The organism is Sphingomonas sp. SP5, assembly GCF_058313455.1.
Genome location: NZ_JBZFLF010000004.1, coordinates 180451 through 193327, shown reverse-complemented (window position 1 = coordinate 193327; position 12877 = coordinate 180451). Strand labels below are relative to the sequence as shown.

The 12877-nt window shown below is 69.6% G+C and carries 11 protein-coding genes; all 11 read right to left on the bottom strand.

Annotated elements, in window-relative coordinates; genetic code table 11:
• Positions 1-7 precede the first annotated feature (7 nt).
• A complete protein-coding gene (locus tag AC4GY7_RS11760) occupies positions 8-1588 on the bottom strand; it encodes an alpha-amylase family glycosyl hydrolase (protein WP_491114199.1) in 1581 nt (526 codons plus the stop codon).
• The gene (locus AC4GY7_RS11755) at positions 1585-2697 is read right to left on the bottom strand and encodes a glycoside hydrolase family 130 protein (RefSeq protein WP_491114196.1); all 1113 of its coding nucleotides are present in this window, start codon (positions 2695-2697) and stop codon (positions 1585-1587) included. Before AC4GY7_RS11755 ends, AC4GY7_RS11760 begins: the two co-directional genes overlap by 4 nt.
• Before the next feature lie 171 nt (positions 2698-2868).
• Positions 2869-3714 (bottom strand): TorF family putative porin, encoded by an 846-nt coding sequence (locus tag AC4GY7_RS11750; RefSeq protein WP_491114194.1) that lies wholly within the window; start codon positions 3712-3714, stop codon positions 2869-2871.
• Between the two features lie 153 nt (positions 3715-3867).
• Positions 3868-5382 (bottom strand): SulP family inorganic anion transporter, encoded by a 1515-nt coding sequence (locus tag AC4GY7_RS11745; RefSeq protein WP_443583392.1) that lies wholly within the window; start codon positions 5380-5382, stop codon positions 3868-3870.
• Positions 5383-5387: 5 nt separating this feature from the next.
• A complete protein-coding gene (locus AC4GY7_RS11740) occupies positions 5388-5522 on the bottom strand; it encodes a hypothetical protein (RefSeq protein ID WP_491114191.1) in 135 nt (44 codons plus the stop codon).
• Between the two features lie 163 nt (positions 5523-5685).
• Positions 5686-6996 carry an ATP-binding protein gene (locus AC4GY7_RS11735; protein ID WP_491114188.1) on the bottom strand — a complete coding sequence of 437 codons (1311 nt, stop codon included), beginning with the start codon at positions 6994-6996 and terminating at the stop codon, positions 5686-5688.
• 145 nt (positions 6997-7141) lie between these two features.
• Positions 7142-7852, bottom strand: a complete 711-nt coding sequence (locus tag AC4GY7_RS11730; RefSeq protein ID WP_443583389.1) for a response regulator — start codon at positions 7850-7852, stop codon at positions 7142-7144.
• Between the two features lie 154 nt (positions 7853-8006).
• On the bottom strand, positions 8007-9539 hold the full coding sequence (locus AC4GY7_RS11725) for a DHA2 family efflux MFS transporter permease subunit (RefSeq protein ID WP_491114185.1): 1533 nt from the start codon (positions 9537-9539) through the stop codon (positions 8007-8009).
• A gap of 74 nt (positions 9540-9613) precedes the next feature.
• Positions 9614-10780 (bottom strand): HlyD family secretion protein, encoded by a 1167-nt coding sequence (locus AC4GY7_RS11720; RefSeq protein WP_491114182.1) that lies wholly within the window; start codon positions 10778-10780, stop codon positions 9614-9616.
• The gene (locus AC4GY7_RS11715; RefSeq protein ID WP_491114179.1) at positions 10777-12180 is read right to left on the bottom strand and encodes an efflux transporter outer membrane subunit; all 1404 of its coding nucleotides are present in this window, start codon (positions 12178-12180) and stop codon (positions 10777-10779) included. Before AC4GY7_RS11715 ends, AC4GY7_RS11720 begins: the two co-directional genes overlap by 4 nt.
• Positions 12177-12647: a MarR family winged helix-turn-helix transcriptional regulator gene (locus tag AC4GY7_RS11710; protein ID WP_491114176.1), complete on the bottom strand. Its 471-nt coding sequence runs from the start codon at positions 12645-12647 to the stop codon at positions 12177-12179. Before AC4GY7_RS11710 ends, AC4GY7_RS11715 begins: the two co-directional genes overlap by 4 nt.
• Positions 12648-12877 lie beyond the last annotated feature (230 nt).

The window sequence follows — 12877 nt, the reverse complement described above, 5'->3', positions numbered from 1 at the left end:
TGCGGGCTTAGCGGCTGGCGAGCAGGATGACAGCCTCGTTCGGCATCAGGGTGAACTCGCTGTCCCCTCTGGGGTGAGAGGACGTGTGCGTGGTCAGCAGCGTTTCGCCTGCGGGTAACCGCACGCGCTGCTCGTTCGCTCCCATGTTGAGCGCGACGACGATCCGCTCGTCGCCTTGCCGGCGTTCGTAAGCGAGCACGTCGCCCTCCGCCTCGATCAGGCGGACGTCGCCGATGGCGAGCGCGGCATGCTTGCGGCGCAGGTGGAGCAGCGCGCGGTACAAGGCCAGCATCGACCCTTCGCCCTCCGCGGCGACGTTGCGTGTCGGCCAATCGGGGTTGAGCGGCAGCCATGGCTCGGCGGTGGAGAAGCCGGCATGGGCGCTCGCGTTCCACGGCATCGGGGTGCGCACCGGGTCGCGGCCCAGGCCGAGGCCGGGTTCGCGCAGCTCGCGCGGGTCCTGCACGCGATCGGCGGAGATCGCCACGTCGGTCAGGCCGATCTCGTCGCCGTAATAGATCGTCGGCGTGCCGCGCAGGGTCAGCAGCAGCACCGCGGCGACGCGCGCCTGATCCTCGCCGACGCGGGTGGCGATGCGCGGGCGATCATGATTGCCGAGCACCCAATTGGGCCAGCCGCCCGGCGGCAGCGCCGCTTCATAGTCGCCGATCAGCCGGGCAAGATGGCGCGCATCCCAGGTCGCGTCGATCAGCTGGAAGTTGAAGGGCAGATGCACCTCCGGCACGTCCGTGCCGTAATACAGCATCAGCCGGTCGACCGGCAGGTAGATCTCGCCGATCAGCACGCGGTCGCCGGGATAACTGTCGGCGATGCTGCGCATTTCGGCGGCGATGGCATGCACCTCGGGCTGATCGGTCGAGTGGAGCTGGAGCACCTTGTGCATCTCGCCCATCCCCGGCCGGTAAGCGGGGTTGGGCGGGTTGTCGCGAAACGCGGCGTCCTTCACCATGTGCCAGAGCACGTCGATGCGGAATCCGTCGACGCCGCGATCGAACCAGAAGCGCAGCACGTCCATCATCGCCCGCCGCAGGTCGGGATTGCGCCAGTTGAGGTCGGCCTGTTCCTTCAGGAAGGCGTGGTAGTAATATTGGCCGGTAGTGGCATCATATTCCCACGCGGAGCCACCGAAGTCGCTGATCCAGTTGTTGGGCGGGCCCCAAGAACCGTTGGCATCGGGGGCGGGATCGCGCCAGATGTACCAGTCGCGCTTCGGATTGTCGCGCGACGACCGGCTTTCGCGGAACCAGGGATGGTCGGTGGAGCTGTGGTTGGGGACGAAATCGAGCAGCAGCTTCAATCCGCGCGCGTGCGCGGCGGCGAGCAGGCTGTCGAAATCGGCAAGCGTGCCGAAGCGCGGATCGATGCCGCAATAATCGGCGACGTCATAGCCGAAGTCGTGCATCGGCGAGGGGAAGATCGGCGAGATCCACAGCGCATCGACGCCGAGCGCGACGAGATGATCGAGCCGCGCCTCGATCCCCTTGAGATCGCCGATGCCGTCGCCGTCGCTATCCTGGAACGAGCGCGGATAGACCTGATAGATCGATCCCGTCTGCCACCAGTTCATGCGAAACGCGCCTTGGGCAGGCGGGTCATGCGGCAGGCGAGATCGGCCTCGCCGCTCGCGACCAGATAGTCGTCGCCGGTGTCGACGAGACCGGTGGAGAAGACGACCGGGGTCGGCAGATAGACCTGATGCGCGATCCGCTGCGTGAGTGCGGGGTTCGCCTCCATCAGCGGCGTCTCATCCTCCAGCCGCAGGATGTGCGACGGGTCGTCGCGGTCTAGCAGCGCCCAGAAGCTGCGATAGATGCCGACGGTGTCGCGCGCCTCGACGCCGTGATAGATCATCAGCCAGCCTTCGGGCGTCAGGATCGGCTGGGTGCCGCCGCCGATCTTCGCCGAGCAGGTCGACGCCTTGCGCGGGCGCAGGCCGGGGGCGTCGAGCGGCTTCCAGTGCAGCGCATCGGGGCTCTGGGCGAGGTTGATCGACGGGCCGGCGCGATAGGGGCTGCCGGGCGGATAGGCGAAATAGACCTCGCCGAGGGGCCGGGTGAGCGCTATGAACTTGTCGCCGACATGACCTTCGAACAGGATCATGTCCTTGTTCTGGTGATCGAGCACGATCCCCTCCAGCCGGTAATGGAGGCCATCGCGCGAGGTATGGAGCGTGGTGCAATGCCGCTCCGCGCCGACCGAGCAGGTGGTCATGTACCAGCTGTCGCCGATGCGGGTAATGCGCGCGTCCTCGACGCCATAATCCTGGTAGGTGGCGGCAGGCTCGATCGCCGCGTCGTAATGCACCGCGACGATCCGTTCGCCCGCCGGATCGAGTTCGACCGGCAGCAGCCAGGACAAGGAGGTGAGGGCGAGGACGCGGTGGCGGCTGCCCTTCAGGTCGAACTGGCGCGGATCGGTCATGTCGACGTCGGCGAGCGGCCATGCGTCGAGCACGTAACCCGCCGGCGTCCAGCGGATCGAGCGGACGTGGCCATCGCGCACCGGCTCGGACAATGCCTCGGCGATACGGACCATCAGCAGCAGGTTGCCGCCGGGCAGGCGGGTGAAGCCCGGATTGAACGCGCCGAGGACATAGGTCGGCTCGGCGATCCCGCGGCGCAGCGGCGAACGGGTGAGGTCGACGTCGTCGGGGGTGAAGATCAGCGCATCGTGCATCCTGCGTTAGCGTCGCTGGGGCGCAGTGGTTCCCCGGAATCCTCCCCGGAACGGGGAGGTGGCAGCGCGCCAGCGCTGACGGAGGGGGCTCTCCACAAGCGAACCGCTCGCGGCGAGCCCCCTCCACCAGCTTTGCTGGTCCCCCTCCCCGTGCCGGGGAGGATCTGGGAATCAGAAGGCGGCGCTGACCGAAAACACCACCTGGCTCGCGGCGATCGAGCTGCCGTTCTTGGTCGAGGAGAAGTTCGGCTGCAGGTAGGCCGATTCGCGCTTGGTGATGTCGGTGTCGACATAATAGGCGCTCAGCGTCAGCGGGGTGCCCTTGATCGCGTAATCGGCGCCGAGCAGCCAGTCCCAGTAATGCCCCGTCGGTGCCGCGGAGGTGCCGTTGGGGCCGAGGCCGGAATTGCCGTCCGAATGGCCGATATGCGCCTTGGCGGTCAGCGGCGTATTCGGCACGGCGGCGGCGAAGTCGCCCCAGAGATAGAGGTTGTCGTTGCCCTTGCCGGGATTGTTGGGAACGCCCGTCGCATAGGCCGCGCCGCTGTTGTACCATTTGCCCAGCGCCTGCTGCTTGGGCGCATAGGCGACGCCGGCGAGGAGCGAGACGGGGCCGGCGGTGCCGGACAGCTTGGCAAAGGGTTCGGCGAAATCGGTCTTCGATGCGCCGCCCGGATACATGTACCAGGTGAGGCCGACGTCCAGTGCGCCGCCGCCAATCGGCGTCTTGTACCCGCCGATCAGGTCGAGTTCCATGTTGGACCCGCCGAACGTGCCCCAGCCGGCGAGGTTGGAGGCCCAGGTGCCGACGTAGAGGCCGCTGGAATGGGCGATGGTGAGGCCGCCCTGTACCGCCATTTCCTTGTCGGTCTGCGACACGCCGCGCAGACGATAGTCGGAGACGAGCGCGACGCTGCCGGACACGGTGATCGGTTTGGGAGGCGCCGTCTCCTGCGCAGAGGCGGGGAGGGCGACGAATGCCGCGAGCGACGCCGCGGCCAGGCTCAGATACTTCATGGGACCCCTTTCGAAACAATGGGAAGGGTCCCTCCTGCGTCCGGGCCGCCGGTGCGCTCGCTTCACAAGGAAGGGGCACCGATCTATCCCGGACGCTTCTTCGCTATCGCAGCATTCCGCCCCGAACAACCGTTTTCGTGAGGCGGTTGTCGATCAGTGCGCCAGTGCGGCAGTCTTGCCACGCGCGCCGAACAACTCGACGGCATCGCCGGCCGCACGGCGGCGCTGGAACCAGTCCTTGATGAGCTCGGCGCAGGTATGGTCGACGGTGGCAAGGTTGCTCACGTCGAGCCGCACCGGCGTGCCGGCGGGGGCGCGCTCCAGCGTGTCGGACAGCTTGGGCAGCGACACGAAGGTCGCGGCGCCCGAGAGGTTGATCGCATGCGCGCCGGCCAGCTCGCCTTCCTGCACCTTGAGGCCCAGGCGCTTCAGGTGCGGCACCAGTTCCAGCATCGAAAGGCCGATGCCGACCAGCACGCCGGTGAGCAGGTCCTCGGCGACCACGGTGACCAGCGTCGCCAGCCAGATGAAGGCGGGCAGCGGGCCGTAATGCGACAGCAGGTGGCGTGCGTGGCTGAGGCTGACGAGGCGCCAGCCGGTGACGACCAGGATCGCACCCAGCGCCGCCATCGGGATCTCGCGCAGCAGCCAGGGCAGCAGGGCGACGAACGACAGGATCCAGATGCCGTGGAACATGGTCGACGCGCGCGTCTTGGCGCCGGCCTGCACGTTGGCCGAGGAGCGGACGATGACGCCGGTCATCGGCAGCGCGCCGGCGAGGCCGCACAGGAAGTTGCCGACGCCCTGCGCGCGCAGTTCCTTGTTGTAGTTGGTGCGGACGCCATCGTGCATCCGGTCCACCGCCGCCGCCGACAGCAACGTCTCGGCGCTGGCGATGAAGGCAATGGCGAGCGCCGCGGCGATGATCGACGGGTCGACCCACTTGGCGAACATCTCCGGCCCCGGGAAGGCGACCGCAGCGGTGATCGACTGCGGCACGTTGACGCGGGCGACATCGAGGCCGAACGCCAGCGCCACCACGGTGCCGGTGAGCACGCCGATCAGCGCGCCGGGCACCAGCTTCAGCGAGGCGGGGCGGAACTTCTCCCAGCCGATCATCGCGGCGATGGTCAGCACGCCGATGCCGAAGGCGAGTTCGGCCGCGGCGATGTTGCCGGGCGACAGGCCGAGCAGGCGGCCGGGCGCGGCGGCGAGGTTCTGGAGGCCGCTGGGCAGCGGCTTGGCGTCGAACAGGACGTGGAACTGGCCGACGACGATCAGCACGCCGATGCCGGCGAGCATGCCGTGGACCACCGCCGGGCTGATCGCGCGGAACCAGCCGCCCAGCCGGGCGATGCCGGCGACGAACTGGATCAGGCCGGCAAGGACCAGGATGGGGCCGAGCGCGCTGAGGCCCTGGTCGCGGACGAGTTCGAACACGACCACCGCAAGGCCGGCGGCGGGGCCGCTGACCTGCAACGGCGAGCCGGCGAGCGCACCGACGATGATGCCTCCGATGATGCCGGTGATGAGCCCCTTTTCCGGGGGAACGCCGGACGCCACCGCGATGCCCATGCAGAGCGGCATCGCGACCAGGAAGACGACGATCGAGGCGGTGAGGTCGCGGGTGAGGACCGGGACCGATGGCAGTTTGAAGGCGCCCGACATGGGGACTACTCCGCGGCTTGAGCGAAGACGACGTCAGCAGCCTGACGCGACGAGGCGGTGAGGACGATCGAGAAGGCTGCGCCTTCGCGGATCGGGCGGAAGCGGTCGGCTACGCGATCGAGGCAGAGCGGTTCGTTCACGGCACGACACTCCTGGGATGCGGCGGACGCCGCATTGGAACGGACCCGTGTACCGACCCGTTTTTGCCGGCGCGCCGCGGTTTCGTGTTAAAGTGTGTCTGGCGCCGGGCGCGAGGAACCTGGCGCCGCGCCGCGCCTTTGCGGGCACGCGCGGAGGCGCGGTTCAGCGCGGCAGGAAGATGGCGGCGCGCAGGCCGCCGCTGGGGCGGTTGGACAGGGTGAGGGTGCCGCCCTCCGCCTCGACGATGCGGGCGACGATGGGCAGGCCCAAGCCGAAGCCGACGGTGTCGCGCGGACGCGCGGTGTCGAGCCGGACGAACGGTTCGAGCACGCGGCGCAACTGGTCCTCCGGAATGCCGGCGCCGTCGTCCTCCACCGCGATGGTGACGCCGGCCTGCGCGCTGGTCAGGCGGATGGCGACGTTGCCGGCGTAATGCAGCGCATTTTCGACGAGGTTGCCGAGCGCGCGCTTGAGGGCGGAGACGCGGACGGTGACCTCGCAATGCGCCGGTCCGTCGTAGACGCCGGGGAGATCGCGGTCCTCGACATCGTCGATCAGTGTCGCGCACAGCACGGCGACGTCGCTCAGCACCGGGCGTTCGGGATCGCTGCCGCCGCCGAGGAAGGCGAGCAGCGAGGTGACCATCGCCTCCATCTCGCCGATGTCGCGCTGGATGGCTTCGCGGGTCGGCGCATCGTCGACGCCGTCGGCGCGCAGCCGCAGGCGGGCGAGCGGCGTGCGCAGGTCGTGGCCGACCGCGGCGAGCGCCTGCGTCCGGTCGGCGATCAGGCGCTGGATGCGTGCCGCCATGCGGTTGAAGGCGGCGACGACGTGGCGCACCTCGCGCGGGCCGGCTTCGGGCACCGGATCGTGCTCGGCATCGCCGAACGTATCGGCGGCGACCGCCAGCTGGCGCATCGGCGTCAGCGCGCGGCGGATGAGCAGGCCGCCGATCACCATCAGCGCAACGGCGGGCACGAGCGCGAGGAAGATGCGCTCGGTGGCGAGATTGAGGTTCTGGAGCGGCTCCAGGGTACGGAAATAGAGCCAGCTGCCATCGGTCAGCTGCAACCCGCCGGTGACCACCGAGCTGCGGCCGGGCGAGGTGAGCTTCAGCCTGAGGTCGGTGGTGCCGAGCGACGGCTCCCAGTCGACCACCTGATGGCGCATGTTGTCGAGCGCGGGCGCGATCGGCGGCGGTGCGGCGAGGTCGCGCTGCCAGTGCAGCGCATAGCGTTCGGTGGTAAGATCGTTCGCCATGTCGCCGCGCCGCTCGGGCGGCTGTTCGGCGATCAGCCGGCGGGCGATGACCAGATGCTCGGCGAGCCGCCGTGCCTCGTCGTCGCGCACCGCGAACTGGCTGGCGCGCTCGTACAGCAGCGTGCTGGCGCCGAACTCGATCACCATGGTGAGGAGCAGGATGGCGACGATCTGGCCGAGCAGGCCGATCGAGGGCTGGACGAAGCGCTTCATGGTCGGAGAGGCGCAGGCCTCCCCGCCGCCGTTTGTGCTGAGCGTGTCGAAGCACGGGTCGTGACCGGCGCGGCGATGCGTGCGGCGACCGGCCCTTCGACAGGCTCGGGGCGAGCGGCGTGATGTGCGGGCACGAGGCCGCGCGTCAACGCCGCGTCACCTCGGTATTCAGCATGTAGCCGACGCCGCGCACGGTGATGATCGGCGCGTCCTTGCCCGCGCTCGACAGCTTGCGGCGCAGGCGGCTGATGAGCACGTCGATGCTGCGATCGGAGCTGTCGCCCAGCCGCGTGCGCGACAGCTCGATCAGCCGTTCGCGCGCGATCACGCGCCCGGCGTGTTCGGCCAGGCTGACCAGCAGGTCGAATTCGGCGCCGGTCAGGTCGACCACCGCGCCGGTCGGCGAGGTGAGTTCGCGGCGGGGCAGGGTGATCTGCCAATCGTCGAAGGTCAGCACGCCCTCCTCCCGCTCGCCCGGGCGGCGTTCGAGCGTGCCGCGGCGGAGCACGGCGCGGATGCGGGCGATGAGTTCGCGGCTGCCGAAGGGCTTGGCGATATAATCGTCGGCGCCGAGTTCCAGGCCGACGACGCGATCCGTCTCGCTGCCCTTGGCGCTGATGAAGATGATCGGCACCTCGCTCTTCTGCCGGAGCGCGCGGCACAGGTCGATGCCGCTGGTGCCGGGCAGCATGATGTCGAGCAGGATGAGGTCGACGGGCCCGGCCTCCAGCGCCAGCCACATTTCGGGCGCGGCGGAGGCGGGGCGGACGAGGTAGCCGTTCTCCTGCAGCGCGCGGGTGGTGAGGGTGCGGAGAGCGGGATCGTCCTCGACCAGGAGGATGGTGGGCGCGGTCATGGCCGCATGGGGTAGGCAAGGACGCCCGGCCGGTCAACCGAGCGGGGGGCTTGGGTACGACCGGACCGGGAACATCGCGCGCCCTTCGCGCGTCGTTCCCGGCAAGGCAGGGGCTCCCTTCATCCTTTGACCGGCAGGAGGGGGTCCCTGCCGATCAATCCGCGGCGACCGGGCCGCCGCCACCCTTGGGCCGGCGGGTGAACCACACGATGACGACCATCGCCCCGCATAGCCATGCCGAGACGCGGAAAAGATCGGTCGAGGCGAGCAGATAGGCCTGGCCGACCATCTGCCGGGTGATCGCGGCGGCGGCCTGCGTCGAGGTGGCGCCGAGCTTTTGCAGGGTGTCGCTCGCCATCTGGAGCGGCACGCCCTGGCCGATCGCCTCGGCAAGGCGGGTCTGGTGCAGCGCCTCGCGCCGGTCCCAGGCGGTGGTGATGATCGACGCGGCGAACGAGCCCGCCACGATTCGGGCGAAGTTGGAGATGCCCGTCGCCGACGGGATGCGGGGTGGCGCCACGCCGTCGAGCAGGATGGTGACCATCGCGAGGAAAAAGATGCTCATCGCGATGCCCTGCACGAGCAGCGGCGCCATGAAATCGAACACCGCGGCGCCGGTGACGAGGTTGGAGCGCATCCAGTAGGAGACGGCAAAGGCGAGGAAGGCGACCGTCGCCAGCAGCCGCGCATCGATCTTGCCCGACAGGCGCGCGGCGAGCGGCGAGATCAGCACCGCGACGACGCCGCTCGGCGCGGCGATCAGCCCCGCCCAGGTGGCGGTGTAGCCGAGCTGGGTCTGCAGCCACAACGGCAGGATCAGCGTGTTGGCGAAGAACACCGCATAGCCGAGGCAGAAGGCGAGCGTGCCGATCGCGAAATTGCGGTTGCGGAACAGCGACAGGTCGACGGCGGGGTTGGCGTCGGTCAGTTCCCAGATGATCCATGCGACGAAGCCGACCGCGGCGACCACCGCCAGCACGCAGATCGCCGGATCGTTGAACCAGTCGGCATTCTTGCCGAGATCGAGCATGATCTGGAGCGATCCGACCCACAGCACGAGCAGCATCAGCCCGACGGTGTCGATCGGCAGCTTGCGCGTCGGCGTCTCGCGGCTCTTGAGGCCGTTCCAGCAGACGAGGGTGGTGAAGATGCCGAAGGGCAGGTTGATGAGGAAGATCCAGCTCCAGTGGTAATTGTCGCTGATATAGCCGCCCAGGATCGGCCCCATCACCGGCCCGACCAGCGTCGTCATCGACCAGACGCCGAGCGCGGTCGACCGTTTGTCGGGCGGGAAGATCGAGATCAGCAGCGCCTGGCTGCCCGGCATCATCGGCCCCGAACACGCGCCCTGGAGGATGCGGAAGACGATCAGCGACGGCAGGTCCCAGGCGATGCCGCACAGGAACGAGGCGACGGTGAACGCCGCCACCGCGGTGCAGAAGGTGCGCACCACCCCGAACCGGCCCATCAGCCAGCCGGTCAGCGGCACAGCGACGCCATTCGCCACCGCAAAGGCGGTGATGACCCAGGTCGAATTGTCGCTGGAGACGCCGAGATTGCCGGCGATCGTCGGCAGCGACACGTTGGCGATCGTGCTGTCGAGCACCATCATGAACGTGCCCAACGCCAGCGCGAAGGCGATGAGCGCGAGCTTGCCGCCGGTGAGGGGGGCAGGTTGCGGGGGCATGATCTTATGCCTTCAGGATGTCACCCGCACCCCTCCGGCGCAGCCGGCGAAGGGTGAGGGCGAGGGGGACAGCATCAGCGGTTGGCGGCGATGATCTGGCGGATCTTCGCCTCGACGGCGGGATCGGTGCCGTCGGTCGGCTGACGCGCATAGGTGGATGCCGCCGGGCGGCCGAGGCGGGCGCCGGACAGGTTGGCCGTATCCACCGTGGCGTTGACCGACAGGCCGACGCGCAGCGGGTTCTTCGCCAGTTCGTTGGGGTCGAGGCCGATACGCACCGGCACGCGCTGGACGATCTTGATCCAGTTGCCGCTGGCGTTCTGCGGCGGCAGCAGCGCGAAGGCGTTGCCCGATCCGGCGCCGACGCCCATGACATGGCCGTGAAACACCACATCGTCGCCATACATGTCGGCGGTGATATGCACGGGCTGGCCGATGCGCAGGTCCTTCAGCTGCGTTTCGCGGAAATTGGCGTCGACCCATACGCGGGTGAGCGGCACCACCGCCATCAGCGGGGTGCCCGCCGCGACCTGCTGGCCGATCTGCACCGTGCGCTGCGCCACCACGCCGTCGATGGGGGCGATGATGTGCATGTGGCTGCGGGTGATGGCGGCGCGGCGATAGGCGGCGATCGCGGCCATGACGGCGGGATTGGTGCTGGTGCTGGTGCCTTCCACCGCCGATTGCGACTGCGCCTGCTGGCTGACCGCGAGGTTGAGGTTGGCGCGTGCCACCTTCACCGCGTCGGCGGCATGGGCTAGCTCCTCGCCCGAGATCGCGCCCTGTGCCGCGGCACCCTGGCGGCGGGCGTAGTCGGCGGTGGCGGCGTTCAGTTGCGCGCGCGCCTGGACGACGGCGGCGCCGCTTTCGGAAACCTTGGAGAAATCGGCGCGGGTCGCACGCACCGCACGGGCGAGCTCAGCTTCGGCCGATGCCAGCGCGACATCGGCGGTGACGGGGTCGAGATCGATCAGCGGCTGCCCGGCCTTCACCGTCTGGGTGTTGTCGGCGTGGATCGCGATGACCTGCCCGGCGTCGCGCGCGGTGATCGCGACGACGTCGCCGGCGACATAGGCGTCGTCCGTCTCCTGCTCGGGCTTGGCGAGCAGGAAGTGGAAGACCGCCCACACGATCAGCGCCACCAAGACGATCACGCCCAGGATCAGGAAGGCGCGGCGGCGCGCCCGGGGCTTGCCCCCCGACGATGCGGGCTGCGGGGTCGGGGCTTGCGTGTCGGTCATCGGCGGGGTTCCTGCGAGGAGAAGCCGCCGCCGAGCGCCAGCACCAGCGCGACGCGCTGGCGGGCCGCTTCGGCGGCGAGATTGGCTTGCGCCAGCTCGGCGTCGAGCAGGCGGACGTCATTGTCGACGAGGTCGAGCTTGCTATCGAGGCCGCTCTGGACTCGGATCGCGTTCAGGCGGTTGGTCTCGGCAAAGCCGCGCACCACCTCGGCGGTGCGTGCGCGCTGGTCGGCGAGGTTGCGAACCTGGGCGATGCCGTCCGCCGCCTCGCGCACCGCGCCGATCACCCGGTCGTTGTAATCGGCGGTGGCGAGGTCGAGCGCGGCGGTGGCGCCGGCGAGATCCGCCTTCAGCCGGCCATTGTCGAACAGCGGCAGGTGGATCGCCGGCCCGGCGCCGACCGTCCCGGCATCGAGGCTGAACAGGTTGCCGAGGCCGATCGCCTGGAAGCCGGCGAGCGCCGACAGGTTGACGTTGGGGTAGAAGGCGCGGCGTGCGACCTGGCGTCCCGCGGCGGCGGCGGCGATCCGCGCCTGTGCCGCGGCGATGTCCGGCCGGCGGGCGAGGAGGTCGGCCGGCACCGCGGCGGGCAGCGGCAGCGCGGCATCGAACCGCAGCGTCGCCGGCCGGATACCGGCGGCATAATCCGGTCCGCGTGCCGCGAGCGCAGCGAGTGCGTTCACCGCCAGCGCGCGGGCGCCCTCGGCACGGACCAGCGCGGTGCGCGCCTGGGCGAGCAGCGTGCCCGCGGCGGTCGCCTGCAGATTGCTGGCGAGGCGGTTGCGGATGCGCACGTTGACCAGCCGCAGCGATTCCTCGCGCGTCGCGATCGTACGGCGGGCGATCGCCGCCTCCGCCTCGGCACGGGCGAGGTCGACATAGGTCTGCACCACCGATCCGGCGATGGCGAGCCGCGCGGCCGCCAGGTCCAGCCCCGCCGCCTCGGCCGAGGCCCGCGCGCCGGCGATCGCCGCCTTCTGCCGGCCGAACAGGTCGAGATTCCAGGCGAGGTTCGCCTGCGCCTGACCGACGAAGCGGACGGTGCCCCCATAAGGCGGGGGGATGATGTAGCGGCCGGACAGGCGCTGCACCTGGCCCGATCCGTCGAGCGTCAGGTCCGGCCCGTCCTCGGCGCGGCGGCTGGAGAGCACCGCTTGCGCCTGGGCGACACGGGCGAGCGCGGCGTCGAGCGTCGGATTGCCCGCGGTCGCATCGGTGACCAGGCGGTCGAGCTGCGGATCGCCGAAGCCGGTCCACCAATCGTCGCGGATCGCCGGTGCCACCGCGCCGGAAAGGCCCAGCGTCGCGGGCGCGACCGGCGCCACCGCGGGCGGGCTGTGCGGCACGGCGCAGGCGCTCGCCAGCAGCGCGGCGAGCAGGGAAAGAGAGGCTGGTTTCACGCGGTTGTGCCTTCGTCGGGGGCCTGTTGCAGGGTGTCGCGCAGCCGCCCGAGCAGGCGGATCAGCTCGATGATGTCCTTGTCGTTCCAGTCGTCGAGCCAGCGGTTCCACACGCGGATCACGCTGTCGCGAACGCCGGCGGCGATGGCACTGCCGGCAGGGGTGATCGCCACCCGGACAAGGCGGCGGTCGTCTTCGCCGCGAGTCCGGGTGATCCAGCCGCGCTCCTCCAGCTGGTCGACCAGCCGCGTCGTCGCGCCCTTGTCGTGGCCGAGGTCGCGGGCGATCTCGGCACAGGTGGTCGCGCGGTTGAAGTGCAGCGCGACCAGCGCGCTCCATTGCGTCTTGGTGATATCAGCGGCGGCGAACACCGGCTCCAGCGCGGCGCTGCCGAGCTGTTCGGACCGGCGAATGAGATAGCCGATCGAATTCTCGGGGTCGAAGTTCGAGTCGGAGTAGAAGGACATATGGTTGCCATGGCAACTGTTGCCGAGGCAGTCAATCGTTTGTTGCTGTATGTTGCTGATATTGGCTGAGCCATCGGCTCCAGCGAAGGGCGCCGCCGCCAGGGGGAGGTAAACGACGCATGTCGTGCGTGGGGAGACGCCCACTCCACCAGCTTCGCTGGTCGCCCTGCCCGTGTTGGGGAGGATGGCGGGCGGATGGGGGACGCTAACTGGTTTTTAGGGGCGGCTGG